This window comes from Nocardia sp. NPDC051900 (assembly GCF_044452545.1).
Classification (GTDB): domain Bacteria; phylum Actinomycetota; class Actinomycetes; order Mycobacteriales; family Mycobacteriaceae; genus Nocardia; species Nocardia sichangensis.
In genome coordinates this window covers 1-26,474 of record NZ_JBITBU010000030.1, presented here as the reverse complement: position 1 = coordinate 26,474, position 26,474 = coordinate 1, and the positions used below count along the sequence as shown (strand labels likewise).

The following is a 26,474-nucleotide window of genomic DNA, read 5'->3' as shown; positions in this document are numbered from 1 at the left end:
AACGGTACAATTTGTTTTTAACGACAATACGTAACAGAATTGCGGTAGAATCGAGGTATGAGCGAGCAGTCAGAGACCCCAGTCGCCGAGTCGGCGGCTGGTGAGCAGCGCGTGTGCAAGTTCCCGATCGGTCTCGACGCGGAGACCGGCGATTTCCAGGTGTGCGGGCGGGCGGTGTCGCTGGCGGCGCGTCCGGGCCGCCAGGCGAGCTACTGCGGTGAGCCCCATACGGATCCGGATGGTCAGCGCCGCACCCATGACCGGACCACCGCGTTTCAGCGGCGGCGGGAACTGCAACTGGCGGCGGCCGGTCAGGTCGCGCCGCGCCGGGAGCGGTCGAACGCGCCCCGGCCGGTGACGTCGTCGCGGGCATCGCTGTCGGAGCTGCTGGCGCAGGTGGAGATGGTGACGACCGCGCACCGCGAGCAGCTGGGGGAGTTGGTCGGCCGGGTGCACGAGATCGTCGCGACCGCGATCGATCCGGATGCGGCGGTCGCGGAGGTCACGCAGATCCGCCGTGAACACGAGGCCGAGCTGGCGGTGGCGAATACCCGTGCGGACGAAGCCGAGGCCGACGCGATCAGCGCCCGCCGCGAGCGTGACCGCGCGCTCGAAGATAAGGCGCTGGCCGAGGGCGCGGCCGAAGACGCGATCGCCGCCCGGGACCAGGCACGTGCCGACGCGGAGGAGCGCATCGCGGCCGCCGAGGCTTCCGCGGCCGAGCAGGTCGAGATCGTGCGCGCTGAGGCCGTAGCGCAGATCGAGGCCGCCCGCACCGAGGCTGCCGAGCAGGTCGCTGCTGCCCGTGCGGAAGCCGATGAGCAGGTCGCGGCGGCCGAGGCCGACGCCGCCCGTGCCCGCGGTGAGGCAGAGCAGGCCGGTGCACAGCGCGACGCGGCGATCGTCGACCGCGACTCAGCTCGCGCGCAAGCTGCCGAGCGCATCGCGGCGGTTGAGGCACAATCACGGGAGCAGATCGCGGCCGCCGAGCAGGCCGCCGCTGCTCGCGTCGATCAGGTCGAGCACGACGCTGCGGTCCAGATCACCGAGGCTCACGACGCTCGTGACGCCGCGGTCGCGGCGCGGCACCGCGCTGAATCCGCCCAGGCCGCCGCCGAGCAGGCCGCGGCCGATGCCCGGACCGAGGCTGACCGGCTCCGCGGTGAGCTCACCGATCTGCGCACCCAGCTGGCCGGCGCCCGAACCGAGGCCACGGATCTGCGGGGCGAGCTTGCCGCCGCCCGCGCGGATGCGACCTCCGCCCAGCGCGCGGCCGCCGACGCCGACGCCGATGCGCAGCGGCTTCGGGCCGAAGTCAGCGAAGTGCGAGCCGATCTGGCTACGGTGCGGTCAGAAGCTCGCGCCGACCGGGAACAGCTGCGCAGCGACCACGCCGCCGAGATCACCCGCATCCAGTCCGCAGCTGACGCCCGCGCCGACGCGCTCGAGCGCGCCCTGGCCGCCGCCCAGAACACCATCTCCCGCCTGGAATCCGAACTCACACAGAAACGCCCGGGCCAGAAATGACGGGCCACAGCACCGACCAACCCCGCGATCCGCGACACCGCCGAGAAAGGTTCCCCCTGATGTCCTCCCGTTCGAAACCCCGAACCGCCCCTCCCGATGGGGACGCCCTGATCGAGGGGGCGCTGCCCGACCGGGTGCAGATCGCCCATGAGCGTCTGGCCCACCAGGACGACCCGGCGCTGCTCGAAGCATTGTCGGAGCGTGAGCTCGTCGACGCCCGCGAGTTGGCCGAGCTGGTGCGCGACCACGAACGCAACGAGAAGCGTGCGCGGATCCAGGCCGCCGCCGACGCCGCCGAACGGGTGCGGCGCACCGCCGCGCAGCTGGCCGAGCGGGAAGCCGCGGACCTGCTGCGGGCCGCGCAAGCGATCGGGGAGCAGCGCCACAGCAGCAGCCCGCACGCCAAAGTCGCTCGCCTGCATCAGCGCAAACCACGGGTACTGGGGCTTCTGGCCGGTGTGGTCGCGTTCTCGATGCTGTTCTCCGCGGTCACGGTGCAGCAGAACATCGCCCCGACCGGCGGCGCCACCAATCCGATGTTCTGGCTGTCCTACGGCCTGGAGGCCCTGATCAGTGTGGTGCTGGTCGCGTTGATGCTGTCGACCGCCGACACCGCCGAGTGGGGTGTCATCGACAAGCTGTGGCAGGTCTACACCGTCGAGGGCGTCCTGCTGACCGCGAGCATCGCGCTCAACACCTTCCCCTACCTCCGGGAGGGAGATGTGACCGGTTTCGGTGTGCACGTGGTCGCGCCGATCATGATCGGCGTCGCCCTGGTCACCCACCGCCTGGTCGCCGAACGCTACGGCCACGCCATCGAACGAGCCACCGCCGAAGTCCCCGACCACGAGGACCTGCACGCCCGCCTGGTGGCCCTCACTCAGGTCGGTGACGCCGGGAACCAGATCCTGCCCGACATCCTCACCGCGCGGCCCGAACCCGTCCGGCACGAGGCGACGGCCGACGACATCGAGATGCCGGCCACCGAGCATCCTGCGGAGCAGCCGGGCGAGCGGAGCACCGCTACGGAGCGCCCGATGGTTGCTGCTGCGGAGCACGAACCAAGCAGCACGCCCGTCGAGCAGAGCACCGTTGTGGAGCAGCCCGCTACGGAGCACCCTGTGGAGCAGCCGGGCGAGCGGAGCACCGCTACGGAGCACTCTGCGGAGCACCTTGTGGAGCACTCTGCGGAGCACGAACTGAGCAGTCTGCGGAGCACCCCGGCCGCTACGGAGCACCTTGCGGAGCAGCGGAGCACCACGGCACCCGAGACCGAATCTTCTCCTCGTGAGGTCGAGCCGGACGTCGAGCAAGCCGCGCCCGCACCCATCGACGCGCTGGTAGAACCGGTGGCGGCCCAGCCGGACACCGAGGAGACCGAGCCTGCCGAGCAGGTTGTGGAGCACCCTGCGGCGCGAGCGATCGAGCAGCAGAGCACCCCTGCGGAGCACCCTGCTACGGAGCACTCGGCGACTGCTACAGAGCAGTCTGCGGAGCACGAACCGAGCACCCCGCCCGTCGTACGGAGCACTCAGCGGAGCACCACGCCCGCTGTGCGGAGCACCCTGCGGAGCACTTCGGTTCTGGCGGAGCGCCGTGCGGAGCAGCCCACGGAGCACCGCAGGGTTGCTGCGGAGCACGCTCGCGCCGAACGGAGCACCCCGCGTAGCACTCGGACCGGCGCTACGGAGCACTCCGCCGCCGCGGCGCATGGAGCACCACCGGCCGGTATCACGGCGTCGGTATGGGCGCGGGCGCACGAGGTGAAGAAGGCAACCGCAGCACGCTCCTCGGTCGAGCAGATCGCTCAGGTGCTGACCCGCCAGGAGGAGAACCCCGAGCACGGAGCGAGCCGCATCGCTCGCGACCTGCACGTCGGATTCGCCTCGGTGAAGAAGTGGCTGGAAGCCGACACACAGATCTCCAACGCAGGCACTGGCGCCCGCGTGATCGAACTCCGGAAGTGAGGCAGTGACCTTCAGCTGAATCGCACAGTGGAAAGACTCTTTCCACGCAGCTTCCCGAAAATAGAGACGCGACCCCGGCGGGGCTTAGCCGCCGGGGTCGCGTCGTGTCTGGACCCTACCGGTCCAGCCCTCCAGCAGCCTCGAGGTGGGGGAGGAAAGGTGCGCTCGGCCGGCGTGACCCCCCGTTCGCAGGTCGGCGGAGCCTCTCGGTGGCGGGCGGTTGCCGCGCCCTGTCGAGTCGCGTTTGGTGCTGGTCGGAGCGATCTTGCTCCGGTACGCTCAAAATCGCGGCCCCAGCGGAGCAAGCTAACACTTATGTGCCATAAGTGTGGTCACCTCGCGGGGGCGAGGTCCACCCGGGTGCCGGGTGTCGCTGCGCTGAGCCAGGAGAGAGAGGTGGATTCCGAGGTGGTCACCCAGGTGCCGGAGCGGCCGGATTCGGCCGTGCACGAGGCGTCGACGGCCCATGCAGGTGTGTCGTCGACGCGCCGGATGCAGTCGGTGGCGCGGACGCGGAATCGGAAGCGTCAGGAGAACATCGGCGAGGGGGCGAAGCGGTTCCGGGTGACGGTGTCGGCGGCTGATGCGGTGAAGCTGGCCGAGGCCGCTGCGGAGGCGAACATGACGGTGCCGCGGTATCTGGCGGAGTCGGCGTTGAACCCGACCGGCGGGCGTAGGGCCGGTGAGACCGATGAGGCGGGACCGTGGCTGCCGTGGCCGAAGCGCAAGACGTTGGCCGGGGTGCTGTTGTCGGCGGCGGGGGCGATGGATGAGGTGCGGGTGGAGCACCTGGCGAAGATCGGCGGCAATCTGAATCAGATCGCGCACGCGGCGAACATCACCGGGACGTTGGCTGAGGACATCGACGACACTCTCGCCCAGTTGCGCACGGTGCTCGATGACTTGGCGGCGCGGGCGGCGCGGCTGGATGAGCTGGCGCGCGAAGTGACGCGACGGTGAGGGCGGATTCATGAATCCGAACATCAATCGTGGCGCCAAGCTCGGCGGGCTGATGGTGTATCTGCTGGGGCCGGGGAAGGCCAACGAGCACACCGATCGGCATGTGGTCGCGGGGTCGGCGTCGGTGATGCGGGCGGCGTGGTTGGGCCGGTTCGACGGTCCGGAGTCCAACCGGGCTGCGCGCGATGTGGCGTTGGAGATCGCGCGGGAGATGGATCTGCCGCGCAAGCTGCACGGCACCCGGGCTCGGATGCGGGCCCGCGCCGCGAGCGCGAACACCGGTGCGGTGGAGGTGATCGAGCGCCCGGAGAAAGGTGAGAAGGGGGTGCTGCGGGATGCCCCGGTGTGGCACTGCTCGCTGGCGTTGCGTGCCGAAGAGGGCGATCTGTCGGACGAGACGTGGAAAGCGATCGCGGAAGACTTCATGAAGGAGATGGGGTTCGTCGACCCCACCCAGGCCGGGGTGCGGTGGGTGGCGGTGCGCCACGGCCGTGCGGGTGCCGACCGCTCTGGAGGCGACCACATCCACATCGCGGCGTCCCTCATCCGTGAGGACGGCAGCGTGGTGGACACGTTCATGCGTGACCCGGTCACGGGGCGGCCGATGGGTGATTACGCGCGCTCTCAGAAGGTGGTCAACCTGCTGGAGCACCGTTACGGGTTGGAGGTGCTGGCGTCGCGTGAGGACGGCGGCGCGCTGCGCGGGAACTCGCGGGCGGAGACCGAACGTCGTGACCGCTCTGGTGGGGATCTGACCGAGCGGGAGAGGCTGCGGCTGGAGGTGCGGGCGTTGGCGTCGGCGAGCGCGACCGAGGCGGAATTCGTGCGTCGGGTCCGGGACGCGGGCATTTCGCTGCGCCCCCGCTACAGCAAGGGTGGCGAGGAGGTGACCGGGTACGCGGTGCGGTGGCGCAGCCCCGCCGACATCGCCGCCGACCGCAAGACCGAGGCGGCGCGGCTGGCGCGTGGCGGAAAGCCGTTGACGCTGGACGAGCTGACACACACCGGGCCCTGGTGCAGCGGCGGGCTGCTGTCGAAGGATCTGGCGCTGCCTGCGCTGCGGGATCAGTGGGACGACTCCCCGCAGGCGCGGGCGGAGGCGTTGAAGACGTGGAAGGCCGGCCGCCGCAGCGGCGGGCAGCGTGGCCGGGAAGCGCACACCCTCGACGACCCGAAGCTGTGGACACGGGCGCACCAGGATCTACAGCGCTGGAACGACTACCTCGCGAGCATCCCGCCGGAGAATCACGGCGAGTGGGCGCGTGCGGCCGGGCGTGCGGCGGGAGTGTTCGCGGCGTGGTCGCGGCGCGTGGAATCCAAACCGGGGGTGTTCGCGGCCGCAGCGACAGAGCTGACCCGCTCGGCACAGGTGCCCGCCCATCTGCGGTGGCGGCCGCCCGCCGCGGGGCAGCGGCCGCCCGGGTTGGGGGCGGTAGCGGTGATCCTTATCCAGCTCGCCAAGTACGCCGACAGGCACGACCCAGCAACGGAGACGGTTCGGCTGGTCGAGCAGCTGATGCGCACGCTCGTCGCGATCGCTGACGCACACGCCGCCCGCGAGGAGTTTCTTCGCGCCCAGCAACTGCGCGACCGAGCGCTGGAGCCCTTGCAGGTCCTGCGTGAGCGTCAGCACCAGCACGCGCAACACGAGTCCCGGACTTCGGGGATGTCTCGGCAGGAACGCATCGACCAGCAGGCAGAGCAGATGCGCGCGGCCGGGGTCGATGAGGAGTACATCCGCGCCTGGCGCACCACCGCCCGCGCCTTCGACACTGACCCGGGTTCAGCCGTCACCGGGTCGGCGGCGGAGACCACGCGCCCCAACACCACCCCCGACATCAGCCAGAACCGCGACACAGGCCGAGGACGCTGACCGGTGGGTCTGGTCCAGGGGGTGGATTACCCCCTGGACCAGACCCTGGATTAGCGCAGGGTTTGGGTCCAGGGGGTAATCCAGGGCCTAGTCCAGGGGGTAATCCACGGGGTAATCCACCCCCTCGCAGCTCGGTGAGCTGCGGTGTTTCCGTCCCGGCCCGCACCTTCGTCCGCAGGCTCCCGATTTCCCGACCACCCTCGATCTGCGTACCTGGTTCAAGGGTGGTCGAGAAACCGGTTCGGGCCGGGACGGAAACACCGAACAGTGGCATCGGGTTCGGGGAGGGGTGGGGGAGGAATGGCGGCGGCAGCTGGGAGGGTGCGGACGCTGCGGTTGGGCGTGCTGGTCGCCTTGGGAGGTGCTGCCGCACGAGCTTCGCTCGCTTGCCACCGGAGGTGGCATCGCACCGTCGTCACCACTTAGATAATCGATCTCTATAACTTGCTCCCGGAAAACGTGCGTGTTCAGCCTGAATGAAACGTTTTCAGCGGGAACCCGACCGGGTTTGCGTTCTGGCGTGGCGAATGGCGTCGGGTTCCGGCGAACCGCGGACCGTGACGAGAACGCTCAGAGGGCTTGGGCCGTGTAGACGGCGGCGGTCGCGATGGCCAGTGCGCCGAGCAGGAACCGCAGTGCGCGTTCGGGCGCGACGGGTTGTAGGTGCGCGCCGAGGTATCCGCCGACGAGTCCGCCGAGGCCGCAGCTGATCCCGATGGTCCAGTCCGGTGCGATGTCGGTGCCGCTGGTGGTGAGGGCGAGGGCGGTGTAGGTCGCGGCGCCGGCGATGGAGGTGATCAGGGTCGAGGTGAGCGCGGCCGGTGCGACTTCGGTGAGCGGGACGCCGCGCCCGACCAGGATCGGGCTGAGCAGGGAACCGCCGCCGATGCCGTAGATCCCGCCGACGACCCCGACCGCGAGCGCGGTGATGGTGATGAGCCGCCCGGACGGGCGCGCGCCGCGCGGGTGTTCGCGTGCGGCGGTCCGCAGACACAACCACAACCCGAGCGGCAGCAGCAGGCCCGCCGCGATCAGTTTGAAGGTGGCCGCGTCCGGCAGCAGTCGCACGCGGATGACCGCGCCGAGCACGACGCCGGGCAGGGTGCCCAGCAGCAGGAGCTTGGTCAGGGGACTGCGCAGGGAACCGCGGCGGCTGTAGCGCGCCAACGCGCCGGGGATGGAGACGACGTTGAACAACAGATTCGTCGGCGTCACCGCGGGACTCGGAACCGACAGCACACTGATCTGGATCGGCAGCAGGAACACCGCACCCGACACCCCGACCGGCGCGGTCACCACCGACACCGCCACGCCCACCACGAAACTCACCACGATCAGCACTCCCGCATCCACGCCCAGCACTATCGCAGGTCGCTCACATCACGCCGTTGTCGTCGGCGCGGCCGGTGGTCTCGATGGGGCGTTGCATGAGGTTCCGGGCGAGCACGCTGTAGCCGATCGCGGTCTTTTCACTGAGTCCGAACGCGATCGTCAGGTGCAGGGGGTCGGCGTCGACCGCGATGGCTTCTTGCAGGATGCGGTCGCCGCGGATGTGTTCGAGGTCGATGCCGAGCAGCCCGAGGTGCCAGGTCAGGTGGTAGTCGGGGACCGGTTCGGTCGCCAGGACCGAGTCGGCGGAGACGATGAGGTGGCGATTCGGGGTGCCGGGCCATCGCTGCTGGCGGTGGGTCAGCCAGCCTTCGAGGACGTCGTGGGTGAACTCGGTGAGCTGGTGGACGGTGCCGCCGATCCGGATCCGGCGGCGCGGCAGGTCGATATCGTCGAGCACGATGGTGCGCAGCGTGATCGCGCGGGCGGCATAGACCGCGACCAGGGCGACGACCACGCGCTGTAACGGTGTCACGGCTGTCGCGGTGACCGCGTCGATCTGGCGGTCGGTCATCGGCAGCAGTGCGCGCGGCGGTGGGGCACCGACGCGCAGGCGGCGGGTGGGGTCGAGAAAGATCAGTCGGTGGCGTTTGGCGAACCCGAACAGGGAACGCAACGCGACGAACATCCCGACGCGGGTGTGCCCGGTCAGCCTGTTCAGGATCGCGGTCACGTCGGCCTGGGTGACCTCGCGCAGGTGGGAGCGGGTGTGCGCCCATTCGATCAGCGGCGGATGCACTCGGCTGTAGTAGGCGTGCAACGTGGCTTCCGCGCGTGGCTTGGATCGTGGGGTTCCCTCGTGCAGCGCCAGCAGCCAGTCCCGGACCTCGTCACGAAATCCTGGTGGCAGCGTCGCGGTTCGGTGTTCGATCCACTGCCGGGTGCGTGATTCGGTGTCATCGACGAGCAGACCGCACTGGTCGAGCGCGCGCGCCGCGATCCGCGACTTCCAGACATTGCCGAGCTCCGCGCGAACCCGAGTGAGCCGGATCGGTTCGGGTCCGGGCTCGGCGGCCAGGACCCGCCGCAGCTGCTCGGCTCGCCGCCGCAGCGTGTCGACGTTCCAACCCCCGATCTGGGCCATCGCGAACAGCCGCTCGAAAACTGCGCGGGTCCGGTGATCGTGTTCCTCGCCGAATACGTCGGCGAACCGGACGCCGTCGAGCCCACGGTCCGGCCGTCGGGACCGCGATCGGACCTGGCGGCCGCGACAGTCGTCGCAGTAGAGCCGAGGACGGCCGACCGTCTGACCGCTGGCTGCGATCGGCTCGCCGCAACGCGGGCAGGGTCTTTCGCGGTAGGACTCGGGCCGTTCGGTCCGGTCGGCAGCGACCGACGGACGTGCGTAGGCGAGCGGAGCACCGCGGAACCGGCGGCCCCGGCAGGTGTCGCAGTAGATCCGGGGCCGACCGTTTCGCTGCTGGCCGGACTCGATCCGCGCGCCGCAATCGGTGCAGGATCGGGTGCGGTAGGGCCGGCCGGGACCTTCGCGGCGTCGCGCGTTCGTCGACGGTCGACAGGTCAGGCAGTACTGGCGCGGGCGGCCGCCGCGCGGCGATGCGCTCGCCTCGATCGGGCCGCCGCATTCTCGGCAGCCCGCCGGGTCGGCGCTCATCGTGGCGGCAGTGAGCGGCCCGTTCGGGGTTTGGGCGTGATCCGCCGGACCGGGCCAGCGCCCTCCTCACCGACCGCGACGTGTTCGATGCCGGCCGGTGGCGCCGCGACGGTCTCGGGTTCGGCGGTGATCAGATCGGCGATGCCGCAGCCGAGCACGGCGCAGAACACGTCGAGTTCTTCCGGCCGCAGCACCGCGGGCGTGCCCGACCACAGCCCCGACATCTTGCCGACGCTGATGTCGATACCGCGTTCGGCGACCATGCGGCGTAGGTCGCTGGCCTTCCAGATACCGCGATTCGCCGCGACCAGGCGCAGATTCCACTTCACCGGTTCAGTCCTTCCCAACGCTGCGCGGCGCGCTCGTGGCCCACCGTGATCGCGTCCTCGACGCGGGTTCCGTGCGGGTGGACATACCGCATCGTCGTGGCGATCCAGGAATGTCCGAGCAGTTCCTGAATCGCGAGGATGTCCACCCCGGACAGATAGAGCTGGCTGGCGCAGTAGTGGCGCAGCACGTGCGGGCTCAGCCGCCCCGACCAGCTCGGCAGATGCCGGTCCACCGCCGCGCCGAGCGCCCGGCGCGCGACACTGGTGTCCCACCGCGCCCCCGCGCCGTCCTCGCGGCGGCGTTCCGACGGGAACAGTGGTGCGCCGGGAAGGGTGTGGTCGGCGTCGAACTGCGCCCACACGTCCTCGATGAACCAGGTCAGCGCGCTGTCGGCTCCGTTGATCAACGGCACCAGCCGCTGCTTCGGGCCCTTCCTGTTGGAGCCCTTGCCGTGGCGAACATCGAGCTTGCCGAATCTGCCCAGCTCCCACCGCACGTCATCCAGATCCAGCATCCGGGCCTCGTTGATCCGCAACCCGACATCGGCCGACAACCGGGACACCATGTAGTTGCGCGCGTTTGGCGCGAACTTGCGGCAGCTGATCAGGTCCTCGCGCCACCCGGTGAACAGCTGCTCCATCTCGGCCTCGGTCGGCGGGATCCGGATCATGGTGTCCACCGACATCGCGGGCCGGTTCATCTCATCGATCGGGCACTCGACCACACGACCGGTGATCTCGTGCAGGACGACTTTGTACCGGACCTCGAGGAAGTCGAAATAGGTGACCAACGCCCGCGCCCGCGCGGCTCTCGTCGAGTGCGACGCGCGCCGCAGCACCGTGCCCAGATACCGGTCCGCGTCGCGGGGCTCCAGCTCCCACAACGGTCGACCGAACCACGCCCGCACCTGCTCCAGATGCGTGGTGTCCGCGCGGATCGTGCCGTCCTTCGCCCCCGACGCCGCCCGCGCGAGCACCAACTCGGCGAGCACATCGAGCTCGAAATCGGCCAGCTCCTCATCCGACATCGGTCCCCGCGGCTCGCGCAGCGACCGCACCACCGCCAGCGTCAACCCAACCCCTCGATGTTCGGTGTGGACGAAAAGTCTTCACCCAAGCTGAAATCTCTTCAGCCGGGGCGACAGAACTTCATTCGTCGCCCCGACACCGAAGGATGGGCCGAAACCGCTGTAGCGCTACGAGTCAACGCCGTTCGGAGTACACCGGAGCACCGACGAACAGGACGGCTATCGGACTATCATCCCGTTCTGACCTGCGGCGCGGTTGGGTTGTGTGGCAAGCCCTCCCGCGAGGGAGGGCGCGGCAGCCTGGGCGGGGTGACCGACGACTTACAGGCTGTAGCCGGTGTCGCGGGAAGGGCTGTTGTCGAAGATCGGGGTGTCCCATCGCTCGCGCTGGCGTTGCTGCTCGGCCTCACGCTGCTGGCGTCGTTGTTCGGCGCGCTGCTTGGCGGCGATTTCCTCGCGGGAAGGCAGGGGGTTGTCCTGGGCGTGGATTTCGGCGCGGGCGCGGTTTTCCCGTTCGAGCTGGTCGGGTGGAAGCTCGGCGCGGCGCTGCTGTTCGTCGACGGGGGCTTGAGCCCAGGCGCGTTGCTGCGCGCGGTCAGCGTCGGCGCGGTCGCGGTCGTGTTGTCCTGCGGCGATCTCGCGGTCAGCGTCGGCGAGGGCCTGGTCGCGTGCGGCGGTGTCGGTGGCTTCGGTGAGCAGGCGAGGCCAGAGGGATTCGTGCGCACCGATGCGGGCGCGCACTTCGCTGAGTTGCGCGCGGGTAGCGTCGCGGCGGTCGGCGGCCTGGTTGAGCGCTTCTTCAGCGTCGGCGGCGGCCTGTTCGCGCTCAAGACGGGTTTGGCGGCTGTGCCACCACCGCAGGGCCGCGACATCGTCGCATGCTGTTCGCCAGGCGGCACGCGCGGCGGCTTCGCCGCGAGTGTGTTCGGTGTTCTGACGTTCGAGGGTTTGGGCGGTGCGGATGTCGGCGGCTTGGTCGTCGCGGCGGCGGTGGGCCTCGATCAGCTGCTCGCGAGCTCGGAGGGCAAGGGTGAGCCGGTCGGGCCCGAACCGCACGTTGGTGTACCGCAGGTGGTTATGGCGCCTGGTGACCTCACGGGCGAGGTCGGCATCACGCAGGGCCCGCAGTTCCTGGCTGCGGAGTTCGGCGATGAGGTCGACGAATTCGCGGTCGTGGCCCTCGTCGAGGTGCTCGGCCATGCGCCAGCGCAGCGCGGCCGCGGGTTGTTCGAGAGGCAGCGGTCGTTGGTCGTGGGCGGCGCGCAGGGTGGCGGGGACGTCGAGACCGGTTGCGGCGGCGCGGGTCAGCTCGGCGGCCAGCACCGGCCAGTACGGGTCGTCGGTCAGCCGTGAGTCCAGCGCGGTCGCGGTCGCGTGCCAGCGCCGCACGTCGGCGTCGCGGTCACCCAGGACGCGGGCGAGCTCGTAGTGGAAGCCCGCTTGGGATTGATGGGCGAGGGTGCCGGGTCGTTGTTCGGGTCCGGTGAGGCGGCGATCGTTGTCGGGGATGTCGTGGACGGCGCGCCAGATGGCGAGCGAGGACAGCAGGGCCGGGTTGGTGTCGACGAGGGGTTTGGCCCACATCGGCGCGGTGCTGGTGGTCCAGGCCCGTGCGGCGGTGTCGATCTCGGCGACCAGGTCGGTGATCTGCTGCGCCCTGGCGCGCAGGTGCTCGCCGTATTCCGGGTCAGCCAGCAGGCCGGCGGGCACGGTGGGCAGCCACGACAACGGGGCGGCGCCGTCGCGGCTGCTGGTCAGGTCGATGCGCCAGCTCAGGACGGCGGCGCGGTCGGCGGCGGTGTCGAGTTGGTGGCGCGCGACCGCGTCGGTGAGGACCGCGACGGGGTCATTTCCGGCCACCGCGAGGGTAGAGAGCTGCTTGCGCAGTGTCGGGTAGGCGGGCTCGCTGGTGAGTCCCGGTGCGAGTTGTTCGGCCGCGGCGTCGATGCGCTCCAGCACGGTCGGGTCGGTGCGCTGTTGGGTGACCACACTGATCGCGTCGGTGTAGGCGCGTGCGGCGTGGGCGAGCTGGGCGCGGGGATCTTCGGCGTGGCGTTGGGCGGTGGTGGCGGAGACCTGTGCGCCGTCACGGCCGAGGATGCCGGTGAGCACGTCGAGCGCGGTCGGTGGGTGGATCGCGTCGAGGGCTTCGGGTGCGGTGTCCTCGCCGTCGTGGGCGGTCGCGACGTACAGGTGGTTTTCGTGGCGGCCGCGGGTGAGCGCGACGTAGGCCTGCTGGCGGGACTCGCCGCCGACCAGCACGGTGTGCGCGGTGTCGACGGTGAGGCCTTGGGCGGCGTCGATGGTGGTGGCGTAGCCGAGGGTGGTGTAGTCGGCGACGTAGTCCTCGGGCAGGGTGATCAGCCGCCCGGATCCGATGTGCGCGGCCGTGATCCGCCCATCGGCGTGGATGGCTCGCACCCTCCAGCGGTAGCCGTTGCGGACGTGGTCGGTGGCGGAGATCCGCATCCGATAGGCGTTTTTGCGGGTGGTGATGATGTCGCCGACGCTGGCGGCCAGCCCGTCACCGAGCGTGACCTCCCGCCGGACGTAGGCGGCAGGGTCGCGGGCCAGGCGGGCGGCGCGGGCCCGGGTGTTCAGCTCGGTGACCAGGTCGCGGGTGGGTGCCAGCAGCACCGAGTCGCGGCCGGCCGCGGTGTCGGCGGCCCACGCCTGGAAGGCGTCCTCGACGACGGCGCCGATGGTGCCGACGTGGACGCGGTCGTGGTCGACATAGTGCGCGATCGCGGCCGGATCACCCTCGCGCAGAGCGAGACTGGCCGCGCGCTCACCAGCGTCGGTGAACCGCATGACCTGGGTGAGGGTGAGAGCGCCGGTGGTGTGGGCGATGTCGCGGATCACTCCACCGGCGGCAACAGCGGCCAGCTGCTGGTCGTCGCCGATCGCGCGGACGCTGGCGCCACGTGCGAGCAGGAACCGTATGGCGGTGTCGAGTTGGCGGGTGGAGGCTTTCGCGGCCTCGTCGATGATCACCAACGTGCGGTGATCAATCCGCCGCAGCCAGACGGGGCTATCAGGGTCGAAGATCGTGATGGGGTCGTCGATGAGGGCGGCGAGCATGTCGATCGTCGCTGTCGGGGCGTTGATCTCCTCACCCAGCACCGCCGCGGCCGCAGCGGTCGGCGCCAGACCGAGCACGACGCCGCCCTCGCTGGTCCACGCGCGGGTCAGCACCTGCATGGCGGTGGTTTTCCCGGTTCCGGCCGGGGCGATCGCGACCTGCAGCCGCGCCCCGGAGGTGGCGAATCCTTCGACGAGGGCGCGCTGTCCGGGGTTGAGGGTGCGGCCGTGGTTGTTGGCGGCGAACTCCACCAGCGCCAGCTGCACCGCCGTCGCGGGGATGGTGCGGCCGCCGTCGAGGTGGGCGGCGGCGATGAGCCGCTGTTCGGCGTCCACGATCGCGCGGGCGGTGTAGAGGGTGGAGTCGGCGGTGGTGTAGACGCTGGTGCCGTCACGGCGCCGCAGCACCCCGACCGCGGGCACCGGATCCGGAACACCACGCGGGATCGAGCACGGCTCGGCCAACGCCACCTTGACGACCCGCTCGGCCACCTGCGCCCACTGCCGGGTGCTGACCTGGCCGCGCAGCTGGCGCTCGGTCTCGGCGCGAATGTGGTTGAGCTTCCAGGTGGCGCGGTGTGCGGCGACGGTGTCCACGACGCGGCGCGCGGTCTGCTCGATCCACGCCTCATCAACCTCCGGCAGCTCGAGGCTGCCGGGTGCGAGGGTGTCGGTGAGCAGCTCCTCGACCGCGGCGCGGGAACCGAGCAGCTCGATCGCTTCCTGCTCCCAGGTGGCGCGCTGCTCGGCCAAGGCGCGGGGTTCGTGCTTGCGGGCCCGGGTAGAGAGCGTGGCGACTTGGGCGAGTTTCCAGACCTCGGCCGGTATCGGCGCGCGCCCGTGCTTGGCCTGGAACTGGCGGGTCAGGGTCGCGAGCTCGGCGCGGATGCTGGTCGAGCGCTGCGACCACAGCTCGATCAGTTCGGTAGCGACACCGGCGATCTCGCGGACCGGGCGCTTGCTGGCGTCGCGGGCGGGACGGTCGGTGAACCGGACGCCGATCGCGTCGCCCAAATGCTGCTCGAGGCGGGCGTTGTAGATCTCACTGGCCGTGACCGCGTGCTGGTAGACCATCCGGCCATCCAGTGCCCGCCAGCGCCCATCCAATGTCCGGACCTTGTTGGACACCACGACGTGGGTGTGCAGGTTCGGGTCACCGGCGCGGGAATCGCGGTGCAGGAACGCGGTCGCGATCATGCCCTCGGTGTCGACCTGGCGGACCCCGTCGGTGCCCAACCTCGTGTAGCAGCCGTGTTTTTCGAGGTAGGCCAACGCGTCGGCGATGGCGGCGGCGTGCGCGGCCTCGATCTTCTCGGCGATCTCGCGTGGCGCCAACGCCCACACCGCCGACACCGACTTCACTGCCGAGAACGTCAGGTCGAACCCGGCGACGGCCCGGCGCTCCGGACGAGAATGCCGCGAAATCCAGTCGGTCAGCTCCGGCCCCTCGTGAGGTGCGCGGCCGTGCTCCTGGGTGAACATCTCCCGACCCACCCGGGTGCGGATCTCCTCGCGCACCTCCTTGGGCACGGGCGCGTCCTCGGCCTGGCCCGCCGCGACGTTCCACGCCTCCAGTTGCTGAGCGACGATGTGGCGGAAGCTGCCCTCGGGCACCTTGAATTGGTAGAACGGCCTGCCCAGCTGTGTGGCCTTGCGTGCGGCGGCCGCGGAGTCCCCGGCCGCGAGGCGGGCAGCGATGATCGCCTCCGCGTTTGGATGCCGCCCCTCCCGGTACAGGGCGGCCATCTGCTTCTCGTCGACTGCGTCTCCGGCGGTGATGTCGTCGAACGCGACCAGGCCCGAACCAAGCCAGATCCCCGGCACCTCACCGCGATCGGAGTAGTAGTCCGACAGGCTCGCACGGCCCCGCTCATGGCCGTCATGCACCGCAACGCATCTCGTGTAGTAGTCGACACCAGCGTCCGCGCTGAGCCTGTGCGGAGACATCACATAACCGACGGTACGGACGAACCGGACGTTGCAGGTCAGACCACACACAGCCGGTGTGCCCATGAATGCAAAAGGTGTGAACATGTGTTCGAAGGGTGGTAGGTAGAGGATAGCGCAGACGGGTGGAAGTGGGCTGGTCGGAGGGGGTTTGGGGGAGGAAACGCGATGAGGGTCGCGGAGGTAGAGAGTTTGGGTGTGGGCACTGGAGGTGTGAGTTACCGACAGAACCAAAGCCTCACCGTCCACGCTCACGCCATACCGAGACGGTGCCCGTCCTGCAGGGCGGGCAACACACGGCGACGTATGGGGCTCCAACCCCAGCCTTTCTCCGCAGTCGTCGGTGCCGCGGGTGATGATGTGCGGTATGGACCGCTTCGACCAGTTCCGCTACGACCTGGGCTATCCCTGCAATAACCCACGGTGCTACGCGGCGGTCCACGCGACCCCGACGTGCCCGTACTGGCGACCCGAGCCTCTCCCTCTGCCAGAGCCGGTCCCCGGCACGCGGCCGCCTCTGCCGTACGTCAAACCCCTGGACATGCGCTGGATCTGGCTGGTGCCGCCGGTGGTGGTCATCTTCGCGCTGATCGTGCTCCTGTAGCAGCCAACTCGATGGAGGTCCATCAGCGCGAAATCTGGCAGAAGCCAACGGGATAACGCTCTGACCAGGGCGCTTCAGGCTCCGCGCGCGTAGTCCTCGTGCCAGGTCTCGAGGACCGACAGCGGCCAGTAGAGGCGATACAGGATGCGGTGGGGGGCGGGGAAGGGGGCCTTCTTCGGCCCGCCGCGCGCCAACCAGCCGGTGACGGTGCGCGAGGGGATTTCGGTGATCGCCTCGACCCCGGCGATGTCGACCCACATGTCCCCGTTCGGCAGTTCCGGCAGGCCGAGGAGGCGGCCGGCGGGGAGCTGCTCGCCGTCGGCGCGGGCCTGGCGGATCTGCGCGGATCGGTCCGCCAGGTCGAGGTCTTCGACCGGGCGGGTTCGGGTCGGGTCGGGCGGCATTCGGAAGTCGCTTTCTGTCAGGGCTTCACGGCATCGCCGACGAGTCTAGGACAGGTTTGCAGTGTCAAAACTGTAGCAGCCTCCCGAGTCGCACTGTACAGTTTTATTACTGCACAGTTTTGGAACTGCAAGGAGGGGTTCATGTCCCGACGTGACTCGACCAGGACGCGGCCGCGCACCGCCACACATCGGCCCGCCACTCGTCGTCGCCGGTTCCGCCACGACGATCTGGTCGCGGTGGATCTGTTCTCGGGGTTCGGTGGCCTGACCAGGGGAATCGAGATGGCCGGATTCACCACGATCCTGGCGGCCGACCACAACACCTACAAAGTCGATGTCCACGAGGCGAATCACCCGGACGCGCAGCATTGGATCGCGGACCTGGTCGATCCCGAGTCCGCCGATTACCACGATGTTCGTGACCTGCCCGCGGCGGATCTGCTGGTGGCGGGGGTGTCGTGTGTGAACCATTCGCAGGCGAACACGCAGAAGGCCTACGAGCAGGGCGTGAGCCTGTTCGATCTCGACGACCCCGAGTACGAGGATCGCGTGACCCGCTCCGAGCGGGACCGGGCGACCGCCAATTGCGTGCTGCACTACGCGGATCGGAATCGTCCGCGCATGATCCTGGTCGAGTGCACGACCGAACTCACCTCGTGGGGTCCGGCGATTCCGGGCCGCCGCAAGGTCGGTGACGGGTCGACGTACCGGTGGTGGTTGCGCGCGTTCGGCAACCTCGGCTACGAGCACAAGATTCTGTATCTGAACTCGATGTTCTTCGGGGTACCGCAGAGCAGGGATCGGCTGTACATCGTGTTCTGGGATCGCCGTCTGCCGGCGCCGGATCTGGATCATCGGCCGTTGGCGCGGTGCGGGCACTGTGACGAGGTCGTGGAAGCGGTGTGGTCGTGGAAGACCGGTGTGCCGCCGACCGGCGCGGTCCGCTACGGCACCCAGTACAACTACCGGTGCCCGCGCTGCCGCCGCGAGGTCGTGCCGACGATGACACCGTCACTGCACGCGCTGGATCTCACCAACCTGGGCACCCGGATCGGGGACCGCAAGCGCCCGTTGCGGCCTGCGACGATGGCGCGCGCGCAACGCTGCCGAGCGAAGTTCGCCGAATTCCCGGCGATCCTCATGCCCGCCAAGAGCGTGCACGGCACCGAACGAACCCTGAGCCAGCCCCTGGCCACCCAGACCAGCCAGCAGGAAACCGCGCTGCTGTGGACCGGGCACGTGTTCGCCGCGCACCGCCACAACGGCGACGGCCAGCACTTGAGCCGCCCGATGGACACCGTGACCTCCACCCACGAGAAGGCGGTGCTGCTCGCGGTCAACAACTTCCAGGGCGCACCGCGCGGTGCCGGTGACCCGCTGCCCACCCAGGGCGGCTCTCAGACGCTGAGTCTGCTCTCGACGGGAGTGGTGCCGTTCCGGAAGAACACGCTGCCGACCACCTACGCCGAAGCGATGCCGACTGTCACCTCCGAGCAGATCCCCGGCGTGCTCACCGCCGCCGGGGTGATCAAGAACAACGGCGCCATCAACGAAGCGAAGTACCGCGCCCACCCGGTCGCGGACCCACTGGGCACCATCACCGCGTCCGCGTCGCAGGCCCTGCTGTTCGGCGGCTGGTACAAGCAGAACGGGCCCTCGGGGACCGAGACCGCACCACACCCGCTCATCGACCCGTTCGGGACCTTGACCTCCCGCGATACCACGGGCCTTCTCACCGCCGGATGGCGAGCAGCGCTGGCCGATCTCGCGCTGGAGGACTGCTACTTCCGCATGATGGCCGCCCACGAAGTGGGCCGCGGCTGCGGATTCGACACCGACTTCCCCGGCCACACCGGCGAGTTCGTCGTCTGGGGGACCGCACGCGACCAGGTCGACGGATTCGGCAACGCCGTCTCCCCAGCGGTCGGTGCCTGGATCGGGCAACGGCTGCGTGCGGTGCTGCACACCGCAGAGGCGATCGCATGAGCGTCCCGACGCCGACTACCGGGGCAAGCCGTGATTGGACGGCATTCTTCTTCAAGCAGTGGGGTGGACGCACCCCGAAGTCGGCCGGCCGCGAGCTGGACGGCCGGATCTGGAACGAATTCCCGCAGAACAGGAGCAGCTCATGCCGAGGCTGATGTCGGTGTCCCTGACCGAGGACGCGGTGCGCGACCGCCGCAAGACCGTCACCCGCCGCATGGGCTGGCAGTACCTCACCCCGGGCACCCGGCTGACGTTGTGCCGCAAGGTCATGGGCCGCAAGCCCGGCGAGCCGCTGGTGCGCATCGTCGACGTCGAAGTCGTCGATGTGCGCCGCGAGCGCCTGGTGCTCATCTCCCCGGAGGATGTCGAGGCCGAGGGTTTCCTGGACATGACTCCGGAGGCGTTCGTGGAGTTCTTCTGCCGCAGCCACACCGGCTGCACCCCGGACACGGTCGTCACCCGGATCCGCTGGCGGTACCTCGACTGACCAGACGCCAGCGAAAACAGCCCCGGAACTCGCTCAAGCGAAGCTCCGGGGCCGTTTCGCTGTAGTGGCGCGGCTCGAGGTCGGTCATCGGGTTGTTGGGGTCCGGGGGACGATCGTGATGCCCAGATCGACGGTGTTGCCGCCGTCGGCGAGATGCTGGGTGACGACTCCGTTCAGGATCCTCTCGGCGCCGGATCGGCGGGTGTGCAGGGACACGTGGGGAGGTTGGGAGCGTAGGCCGGTGACGACGAGCACCCATAGCGGGATGTCGTCGAGGTCGGTGGTGTTGTGGTCGTTGCGGGTGTATCCGATGGGTCCGATGCGGTCGAGGATTTCTTGCTGGCTGGCGACGAGTCCGCGTCGTTTGAGTCGCTGCGCCGTTTCGCGTTCGGTGGCGCCGGTCGCGGTGACCAGATCATCCCAGCTCGCGCCGCGCTGCCAGCCTTCCAGCAGCGCCTGGTCCATGGCTTCGCTCCAGCACAGCTTGCCCGCGGCGGCGGCGTGGTCGCGTAATTGCTGTTCCCAGTCGTATCCGGGATTGTCGTGCAGCTCGAGGCCCAGCAGTTCCACGGCCAGCCGTTTGCTGTTGTGTTCGGCGCGTCGCTGCGGTGGCAGCAGCATGTGGCAGCGGGCCCGGATCGCGGTATCGGTGCGGCCGAACTCGGCGGCCAGCTCCATCACCTGTTTGCCCGCGCGCACTTGCTCCACCAGGCGGCGGCACTCCGCGGTCAGCCACGGCTCCCCGGCCCGCACGGTGGCGACCCGCTCCGAATCGTAGGTCTCCGACATGAGGTCCCTCCCTATGTGTTCCCCTGCGCGCCTTACATTCTCGCGCTCCGCGAAGCGTCCGGGGCGAGTATCGACCGGCACACCGACACCTCCCCCGACTCGCGGCAGCCGGGGGCGTCATCAGGGTGTGGACCCGAAAGCGTGCAAGCTCGCCTCGGTCGCAGTGGGCCGGAGCGAGCTTGCAGGAGTCGCGAGGTGGTTTCAGGATTCGTCGAGCAGCTCGAATACCCGCACCGGCGTGGTGTCCATGTACTTCTCGTACTCCTTGGGCTGATCGGCCTTGAATTTCGGGCCGTCGAACTGCAGGGTGAGGTACTGCGCATGTACCTCGGGTGCTTCTTGCGCGAGCCGCTCGGCGTTGAACTTCGCGCGGGACTTACCGATTCGCCACATCGCGACTCCGTCGATGCCACTGGATTTGCCGATAGCGATCTTCAACGCCGAGGTCAACCGGCTGATCTCGTTCTCTGCGTCTTTCACCTGGTTTTCCAGCCGGGCCTTCTCCACCAGTATGTCGTGCAGCTGGCGGTGCAGCATCGCCGTGTCCGCCGTCGCCTCCAGCACCTGCTCGTCGGGAGTGGCGGCCTCGAGCTCGGCCACCGCCGCCTTGTCGGCCTGCTCACGCGGCAGCTCCTGCTCGATGTACTCCTGCGCGGCCGCCAGCACCCCCACCACCTCCGCCGGAGTGAACCGGAAGATCTCGCTGCGCGGCCGCACCAGCCGCAGCGCGTAGCGCTGCTGATGAAGTGCTCACCCGCCAGCGCCTCCGCACTGGTCTTCGTCGACACCGACCGGAACAGCGTCAACGTCGACGGGCATCTGCAACTGGTTGCGGCGCTGCCCGAGACTGTTCGAGGTCTTACCGATCTTGAACAGGTCCTCGTTGCCGAGCTGGAACGCATAGATGTGTGCCATGAGAACGATCCCTCCCTGGAACCCGGGGCGAACACAGAAGGCGGCCATCCCGCACCGCCACGAACGATCGCGAGTGTGACACACCCAACCGACACGAGATCTACTGCTACGCAAGGAAAAACAGACCACACGCTACCGAGCAAATGAAACTGCCCGAGCCCGAACGGCTGCGGATCGGGGTGTAGTTGGACCAGGAAGCGATGTGGCAGAGGCGATTCGGCTAGGGGAAAGGGAGCACGATGATTCCGGAGACAGGCAGTATCTACGCCGTTTTCAAAGGAACCCACTCGGCAGTGCAGCGGAAGGTGGTCGCCTGGGACACCGACGGCAACGCCTTGGTGGCTCACTCCAAGGGCTATCTCGTGCCCGCCCGGAGCCAGCCGGGGTTCTCCCACCTCGATAACTTCGAATGGTTCGGGAGCGTGGACATCATGCAGATCGCGCCCGGTGGCGGGACGCGGATCGTGCACGAGAACTCCCACCCGCCGGGCCTCACCTCACCGGTACTGCTGTGGGGCCTGAACCATGAAGGCAGCATTGTGGCGGTGGTTCCCGATGGAACCGGCATGCTCGACGTGAAAGAGAATCCGGTCGTGCTCATGACCGAGGACGGCGAGCACATCATCCGGGACCACAACAATCAGCAGCCGAGCGGCCCTGCGAAAACAGAGCCGCCGGGACATGGCGGTGGCCAGGTATAGCGACTTCAGCCGCCTGATGCTCAGGTTAACCGCTTCTCGGCGAGGTCCAGGCGACGCATGAGGTGGCTGGCCAAGGCGAGCAGCTCGAACGCTTCAGTCGGGGAGATCTCTGGACGTGACCCGTGCGCGTGGGTGTTCCTGACCCCGATCGCCGCGCCCATGAAGAGAAATCTGTAGCCGTTGCGTTCGTGGCCCCGTCTGCTTTCCTCCAGGTCGTCGCCGGACACATCGAGCAGGGAGCTGGCCGGGTCGTGTTGCTTGAAGACCGTATTCACCAGAGAGTCGCCGATTTCGGTTCTTCCGGTCAGCTGCTGTATGCGGCTCTCGATCGCTTCGAACGCCCGGAAGACAGCATCATTGCCTTGACCGGCATGAAGGCGGTCGTTGGCGATTTTTGCGATTGCCGGGTGCAGCGACGAGGCCTCGAAGTGTTTGGGAGGGGTGATCTCGGCGCGGGAGCGGACTTCGTAGCGAAGTTCCAGATGATCGTTGTACACGGACATGATTCCGCCGAACCGCTGAGGGATCACGTCGAGGATCTGCAGCGCTTCACGCGCCCGCCCACACGATCCTCGATCACGTCTCCCACCTCGACATCTTCGTCCAGATGCACCTTCAGGATGTCGGTGCCGACGTGGAAGACATCGATGTCTCGTTCGGTGCTCGTCCCGTCGTCTTCCTGACGGATGTGAGTGAATACCTGCCTCGAAAATGCAAGCAACGGCGTCCCTTCGGCCTCTGAAATCTCGCAGACGTATCGGGAGGTTCCCGCCCTCCCTCTGCTGCAGCAGAACTCTACGAACTCGGCCGGACTCGTTTCCGGAAAGCCCAGCCGTAGAGGGCAGGGGGGCACATGCTGACCCGGCGAGGAGAGCGGGCAGCTCGAAAATCGACACCGCCACATGGCGGGCCTCCTCGCATGGTGAGTGGAGAGCCCGGCCCGCGGCCAGCGGCATGTTCGACTGCGAGAATAGCCCGCCAAGCGGCGGGGGACGGCGGAGGCGCAGCCGGTGAATCCAGACCGGCTGGCGAGCTTCTCTTTCGCCGTACACCCAGACCGGGTCTGGTGAGGTCGGTCTCCAGCACGGGTCTCGCTGTATCGCGGTATCGCAGCGCATCTACAGCTATCGATAGTGTGCCTACGCTCGACGCAGACCAGCCGGTATGTCATTCTTACGAACATATGTTCGATAACTGTGGTGGAGATGATGGCGAGCGGCCCGGCGGCGCGACGACTGCCGCTGCGTCGCTGGCGGGGCTGCCGCGGGAGGACAAGCTCGCCGCGTTGCGCGCCCGCATGGCCGCCATCCCCGGCCGGGTCGGCGCGAGCGAACCACCACCACTGCCTGCAACCGCGTCGGGTGCGGTGATCCCGGTGGCCGGCGGGCTCGGTGAGGCACTGCCGGAGCGCGGGCTGCCGCGCGGCGGTGTGGTCGCCTGCACCGGCCGCGCTACCCCGCTGATCGGGTTGCTCGCGGCGGTGACCGCCGCTGGGGAGTGGGTCGCGGTCATCGGGTGCCCGCGGTTGGGGTTGCTGGCGTTCACCGAGATGAACGGCGACCTTGCCCGGCTCGCGCACATCCCGGATCCCGGCGAGGATCCACTCGCCGTGGCCGCGGTCCTGCTCGACGGTGTCGACGTCGTCGTCCTGGACGTCCCCGGCGGCGCGGCGCCGAGCCGGATGCGCGCGGTGCTCGCCCGCTCGCGAAGCCACGACGGGGTGCTCGTGGTCACCGCGGCGGGGTGGGCGCGTCCGGATCTGGAAATCCGGTCCGAACTCGCCGGATACGGCGGCCTGGGTCGTGGGCGTGGCCGGTTGCGGTCGATGACCTTCGACATCCACGTCACCGGCCGCGCGACGCGGCTCCCACGCACCACCCGCGTGCAACTCGCCGGTGCCGGTACCCGCCAGTGCTGCTGGACCCGGCAGGCCTCGCCCGCTGTCACGGTGCCGACGTCGATCGCGCAGACCGGGTGAGCGCGATGAGCGAGGAGCGTTACGCGGCCATCCGGCATTTGCGCCCGCCCCGGAACGTGCGGGTGGACCCGCGCCGGGTGTGGGTGATGCCGGTCCAGGCGCCGCAGCGGGTCGTGCCGGTCACGCTGGGAGAGAAAGCATTCGCCCTCGATCTACGCCTGGGCGAGGAGTGGATCCCTGCCCAGGCCTACCGGTGGGCCCGGCTGAATCTGGGCGCCGCCCCGGCATGGTTCTGCGAGGTCGAGTTCCAGCTGATGAGCAAGAACGGCCTCACCGGCGTCGCGCTACGCCAGTGGGTGCCGTGGGACGCGGTCCAACCCGAATGAGCATTGCCCGCGACCCCGGCGCGGCCCGTGGTGCGTGAACGTACTGGTCGGTCTGACCGGATAGGGTCACCGGCATGGTTCAGGTCGGCGACAAAGTGCTGCTGGTGGCGGGCGGGGTGTCGGTATTCCAAGTCCTGGAACTCGAAGACGACACCCACGCCCTCGTCGAGTCTGTCCTCGAGGCACCGGGCCGCTACCCCTTCAGCGTCCGTATCGACTCCCTCGTACCCGCAACAGACGCGTAGCGCGCTGTTCGGCGCCGCGCGTGCTACATCGCGATGTCGCCGAACAAGTCGAGCTGCTCACTGCCGGTGAGCGCGAGACGATTACGCGGGCGCGATGTGACGCCGCCGAGCAGGGCTCGGATCCGGTCGCGGTCGGGTGCCTGCTGCCCGAGGCGGGCGGCGACGACCGCGGGTGGGAGGCCTTCGCGCAGCATGCGTTGTTCGGCGGTGGCGCGCAGCGTGCCGGGGGAGATGTCGAGGCCGGCGTCGGCGCCGACGGCGCGGACGGCGTCGTCGACGGTGCGCACCGCCAGCCGCCGGTGCGGAGCCTGCTCGGTGAGGAACAGCGCGATCTGTTCGGGGTGGCCGCGTAGCAGGCGGCGGCGTTCGGCCAGCCAGGCGACCAGCGCGGCGCGGGTGCCCGGCTGCAACGGCACGGTCCGCGAGCCGCCGGTGGAGTCGGTGATCGCGAGAGCGCCGGGCCACTCCGCCAGATCCAGGCCGGTCAGGGCGAGGGCGGCGATCTCGGATTTGCGGGGCCCAGCGTCGAGGCCCAGGACGATCATCGCGAACGCGCGCGGCCCGCGCGCCGCCGCAGCGCGCAGTAGGGCGCGTTGCTCGGTGGGGCCGAGGGTGCGGGGGTTGATCGGCTCCACCACCACCCGCGGTGTGGCCGGGGCGCCCAGGCCGAGCCAGGTGTAGAAGACGGTGAGCGCGGTGAGGGTGAGATTGACGGTGCGCCCGACGATCCCGCGTTCCTCGACTGCCGCGGTGAGGTAGGCGTCGACGGCGCGGTCGCGACCGGTGCGGGAGTGCAGGGCGTCGTCGTGGCCTCGGTTGGCCGCCAGCCAGCCCAGGTAGTGCCCGACGCGTTCGAGGTAGGTCTCGCGCGAGCGGGTGGCGAGGTCGTCGCGGTCGGCCAGCGCCGCGGCAAACCCCGTGAGCATCGGGTCGGCGGCGATCTCGATCGAGAAAAGCCCCAGTATGTCCTGGGCGTTGTTCTCCACCACCGACCTCCATGCCGAAACCCGTTGGGTAGCAGCATCGCAGCAGGCACCGACAAGTCGCCCAGGAAGATTAGCGGCGGACTGGTCTGCCGGGATCGCCGCTAATCCTCAGCCGGAGTGTGCGGCGGCCCGCTGGGAACATGCCGCCAGGGGGCCGCGCTGGGGAGTTGGATTCGAAAGCTGCGGGTGGTCAGCGGTCGACGAAGGTGGTCGGCCGCGGCGAGGGCCACGCCGACGCTGCAGTGCAGCAGGCATCGGCCTGCTGCACCGGAACTCATTGCCGCCGTCGTCCCTTCATCGACGGCATGGGCCGCGGCTTGGGTGGGGTGGCCTTGGACTGGCGGTGCAGTTCGAGGACCGCGGTGAGTATTTCTTCGGCTGTTTTCGCTGGCAGGGAGGTGATGATGCCGCTGACCACGTGGGGTTGCATCGTGGAGAGCAGGTTGGCGGCGACTTTCGGCTTCTCTTTTGCGATCTCGCCGGTGGGGAAGCGTTCTCGCTCGCTGGGCACCACCAGGGGGTCGTTGCCGGGATGGCGGTCGCGGCCGGGGCTGATGCTGTATTTCTCGCGGTCGAACTCGGCGCGGCTCCAGGCGTCGATCCAGTCGTACTCCGACTGCCAGGGCCGGTGTCGCTCCGAGGCCCCGTAGAGGGTGTGTGAGCGCATCAGCATGATCTGCACGAGCGTGCGGTACATCCCGACCCGGGGGCGGCGTTTGCCGTTGAACACCTCCGACAGTGACGTCACCGAGTACGGGTTGTTCCAGATGGGCTGGGCCATCAGGCGCTGCAGATCCCGCAACGTCGGATTGCCGACCGCGAGCTTGAAGCGGCGCAGCTCGTAGGCCAGGTCATCGAAGGTCCTGATCCGATCCGGGCGCGGACGCCAGGAACCGTCGCCGGTGGTGTCGGGCTCCGGCGGGATCTCGGTGGTCAGTTCCTCCTCCGGTATCGGGCTGAAGCGGGCGCCGAGGCGATGGGTGGCATGCCAGTACTGCTTCCACTCGCGGATCTCCTCCTCGTCCGCCTTGCAGCCCTGCAGTACTGCCAGCGTCAGGTCCCAGGTGGGCAGCTTCTTTCCGCTGACGGCCTCTGCCAGCGTCGAGTGCGAGTAATTCACCTCCTCTGCCATCTTTCGATAGGTCAGGGTGGGGTCCTGATCGATCCGGTCGCGCAGTCTCGCGGCGAACCGTCCGGCCGGAGAGCCGTCGGAGATCGGCTTGCGGCGTCTGCCCATGGCTAGGCCCGTGACCAACGATCTTGTGAAAACTGGCGTTTAGCCTCTACTGGGGTGAGGCCGGAAAGGGGCAATGACGATCTGATGGTGCTGGGCCGCC

Annotated in this window: 24 protein-coding genes and 1 pseudogene; 12 read left to right on the top strand and 13 right to left on the bottom strand. The window is 69.0% G+C overall.

Features of this window, described 5'->3' with window-relative positions; all coding sequences use genetic code 11:
- Positions 1-57 precede the first annotated feature (57 nt).
- The 4 genes from ACIA5H_RS34695 to ACIA5H_RS34680 all read left to right on the top strand — a co-directional run bounded on the left by ACIA5H_RS34695 (position 58) and on the right by ACIA5H_RS34680 (position 6,327).
- Positions 58-1,527: a hypothetical protein gene (locus ACIA5H_RS34695; protein WP_397080204.1), complete on the top strand. Its 1,470-nt coding sequence runs from the start codon at positions 58-60 to the stop codon at positions 1,525-1,527.
- Positions 1,528-1,586: 59 nt separating this feature from the next.
- Positions 1,587-3,494: a hypothetical protein gene (locus ACIA5H_RS34690; RefSeq protein ID WP_397080202.1), complete on the top strand. Its 1,908-nt coding sequence runs from the start codon at positions 1,587-1,589 to the stop codon at positions 3,492-3,494.
- A gap of 396 nt (positions 3,495-3,890) precedes the next feature.
- Positions 3,891-4,454: a MobC family plasmid mobilization relaxosome protein gene (locus ACIA5H_RS34685; protein WP_397080200.1), complete on the top strand. Its 564-nt coding sequence runs from the start codon at positions 3,891-3,893 to the stop codon at positions 4,452-4,454.
- 10 nt (positions 4,455-4,464) lie between these two features.
- Positions 4,465-6,327, top strand: coding sequence for a relaxase/mobilization nuclease domain-containing protein (locus ACIA5H_RS34680; RefSeq protein WP_397080198.1), 1,863 nt, complete (start codon positions 4,465-4,467; stop codon positions 6,325-6,327).
- 570 nt (positions 6,328-6,897) lie between these two features.
- Here the strand turns inward: ACIA5H_RS34680 and ACIA5H_RS34675 are convergent.
- The 5 genes from ACIA5H_RS34675 to mobF all read right to left on the bottom strand — a co-directional run bounded on the left by ACIA5H_RS34675 (position 6,898) and on the right by mobF (position 15,716).
- Positions 6,898-7,680, bottom strand: coding sequence for a TSUP family transporter (locus ACIA5H_RS34675; protein ID WP_397080196.1), 783 nt, complete (start codon positions 7,678-7,680; stop codon positions 6,898-6,900).
- Between the two features lie 22 nt (positions 7,681-7,702).
- Positions 7,703-8,800 carry an integrase gene (locus tag ACIA5H_RS34670; protein WP_397080194.1) on the bottom strand — a complete coding sequence of 366 codons (1,098 nt, stop codon included), beginning with the start codon at positions 8,798-8,800 and terminating at the stop codon, positions 7,703-7,705.
- 527 nt (positions 8,801-9,327) lie between these two features.
- On the bottom strand, positions 9,328-9,660 hold the full coding sequence (locus ACIA5H_RS34665; protein WP_397080192.1) for a helix-turn-helix domain-containing protein: 333 nt from the start codon (positions 9,658-9,660) through the stop codon (positions 9,328-9,330).
- On the bottom strand, positions 9,657-10,733 hold the full coding sequence (locus ACIA5H_RS34660; protein ID WP_397080190.1) for a tyrosine-type recombinase/integrase: 1,077 nt from the start codon (positions 10,731-10,733) through the stop codon (positions 9,657-9,659). Before ACIA5H_RS34660 ends, ACIA5H_RS34665 begins: the two co-directional genes overlap by 4 nt.
- 276 nt (positions 10,734-11,009) lie before the next feature.
- On the bottom strand, positions 11,010-15,716 hold the full coding sequence (mobF, locus tag ACIA5H_RS34655; protein ID WP_397080262.1) for a MobF family relaxase: 4,707 nt from the start codon (positions 15,714-15,716) through the stop codon (positions 11,010-11,012).
- Between the two features lie 367 nt (positions 15,717-16,083).
- Here mobF and ACIA5H_RS34650 point away from each other — a divergent pair, with 367 nt between their 5' ends.
- On the top strand, positions 16,084-16,320 hold the full coding sequence (locus tag ACIA5H_RS34650) for a hypothetical protein (protein ID WP_397080188.1): 237 nt from the start codon (positions 16,084-16,086) through the stop codon (positions 16,318-16,320).
- 74 nt (positions 16,321-16,394) lie between these two features.
- On the opposite strand, the gene ACIA5H_RS34645 is transcribed toward ACIA5H_RS34650, so the two are convergent.
- Positions 16,395-16,724 carry a hypothetical protein gene (locus ACIA5H_RS34645; RefSeq protein WP_280476302.1) on the bottom strand — a complete coding sequence of 110 codons (330 nt, stop codon included), beginning with the start codon at positions 16,722-16,724 and terminating at the stop codon, positions 16,395-16,397.
- Positions 16,725-16,865: 141 nt separating this feature from the next.
- Between ACIA5H_RS34645 and ACIA5H_RS34640 the strand changes: the two genes are divergently transcribed.
- The 3 genes and pseudogenes from ACIA5H_RS34640 (at position 16,866) to ACIA5H_RS34630 (ending at position 19,197) form a co-directional block, all read left to right on the top strand.
- Positions 16,866-18,710: a DNA cytosine methyltransferase gene (locus ACIA5H_RS34640; protein ID WP_397080186.1), complete on the top strand. Its 1,845-nt coding sequence runs from the start codon at positions 16,866-16,868 to the stop codon at positions 18,708-18,710.
- A 44-nt stretch (positions 18,711-18,754) separates the two neighbouring features.
- Positions 18,755-18,865 (top strand): annotated as a pseudogene (locus ACIA5H_RS34635) (hypothetical protein); the annotation flags it as partial.
- Positions 18,853-19,197 carry a hypothetical protein gene (locus tag ACIA5H_RS34630; RefSeq protein WP_397080184.1) on the top strand — a complete coding sequence of 115 codons (345 nt, stop codon included), beginning with the start codon at positions 18,853-18,855 and terminating at the stop codon, positions 19,195-19,197. The pseudogene ACIA5H_RS34635 and the gene ACIA5H_RS34630, both read left to right, overlap by 13 nt.
- 84 nt (positions 19,198-19,281) lie before the next feature.
- Here ACIA5H_RS34630 and ACIA5H_RS34625 read toward each other — a convergent pair whose 3' ends face one another.
- The 3 genes from ACIA5H_RS34625 to ACIA5H_RS34615 all read right to left on the bottom strand — a co-directional run bounded on the left by ACIA5H_RS34625 (position 19,282) and on the right by ACIA5H_RS34615 (position 20,901).
- Positions 19,282-19,986: a hypothetical protein gene (locus ACIA5H_RS34625; protein WP_397080182.1), complete on the bottom strand. Its 705-nt coding sequence runs from the start codon at positions 19,984-19,986 to the stop codon at positions 19,282-19,284.
- Between the two features lie 201 nt (positions 19,987-20,187).
- Positions 20,188-20,703 (bottom strand): hypothetical protein, encoded by a 516-nt coding sequence (locus ACIA5H_RS34620; RefSeq protein WP_397080180.1) that lies wholly within the window; start codon positions 20,701-20,703, stop codon positions 20,188-20,190.
- Positions 20,704-20,736: 33 nt separating this feature from the next.
- Positions 20,737-20,901 (bottom strand): hypothetical protein, encoded by a 165-nt coding sequence (locus tag ACIA5H_RS34615; protein ID WP_397080178.1) that lies wholly within the window; start codon positions 20,899-20,901, stop codon positions 20,737-20,739.
- A gap of 239 nt (positions 20,902-21,140) precedes the next feature.
- Here ACIA5H_RS34615 and ACIA5H_RS34610 point away from each other — a divergent pair, with 239 nt between their 5' ends.
- The gene (locus tag ACIA5H_RS34610; RefSeq protein WP_397080176.1) at positions 21,141-21,602 is read left to right on the top strand and encodes a hypothetical protein; all 462 of its coding nucleotides are present in this window, start codon (positions 21,141-21,143) and stop codon (positions 21,600-21,602) included.
- 20 nt (positions 21,603-21,622) lie between these two features.
- Here the strand turns inward: ACIA5H_RS34610 and ACIA5H_RS34605 are convergent, their stop codons facing one another.
- Complete coding sequence (locus tag ACIA5H_RS34605; RefSeq protein WP_397080174.1) at positions 21,623-22,105, bottom strand: TIGR02391 family protein; 483 nt, start codon at positions 22,103-22,105, stop codon at positions 21,623-21,625.
- 23 nt (positions 22,106-22,128) lie between these two features.
- Positions 22,129-22,323, bottom strand: a complete 195-nt coding sequence (locus ACIA5H_RS34600; protein WP_397080172.1) for a hypothetical protein — start codon at positions 22,321-22,323, stop codon at positions 22,129-22,131.
- A 462-nt stretch (positions 22,324-22,785) separates the two neighbouring features.
- On the opposite strand from ACIA5H_RS34600, the gene ACIA5H_RS34595 reads away from it, so the two are divergent.
- From ACIA5H_RS34595 to ACIA5H_RS34585, 3 genes are all read left to right on the top strand, one after another.
- Entirely contained in the window at positions 22,786-23,580 is a 795-nt protein-coding gene (locus tag ACIA5H_RS34595) for a hypothetical protein (RefSeq protein WP_397080170.1), read from the top strand.
- 5 nt (positions 23,581-23,585) lie between these two features.
- A complete protein-coding gene (locus tag ACIA5H_RS34590) occupies positions 23,586-23,906 on the top strand; it encodes a hypothetical protein (protein WP_397080168.1) in 321 nt (106 codons plus the stop codon).
- 74 nt (positions 23,907-23,980) lie between these two features.
- Positions 23,981-24,151 carry a hypothetical protein gene (locus tag ACIA5H_RS34585; RefSeq protein ID WP_397080166.1) on the top strand — a complete coding sequence of 57 codons (171 nt, stop codon included), beginning with the start codon at positions 23,981-23,983 and terminating at the stop codon, positions 24,149-24,151.
- A 23-nt stretch (positions 24,152-24,174) separates the two neighbouring features.
- On the opposite strand, the gene ACIA5H_RS34580 is transcribed toward ACIA5H_RS34585, so the two are convergent.
- Positions 24,175-25,137 carry a tyrosine-type recombinase/integrase gene (locus ACIA5H_RS34580; RefSeq protein ID WP_397080164.1) on the bottom strand — a complete coding sequence of 321 codons (963 nt, stop codon included), beginning with the start codon at positions 25,135-25,137 and terminating at the stop codon, positions 24,175-24,177.
- A 274-nt stretch (positions 25,138-25,411) separates the two neighbouring features.
- Entirely contained in the window at positions 25,412-26,374 is a 963-nt protein-coding gene (locus ACIA5H_RS34575) for a helix-turn-helix domain-containing protein (RefSeq protein ID WP_397080162.1), read from the bottom strand.
- Between the last annotated feature and the right edge of the window lie 100 nt (positions 26,375-26,474).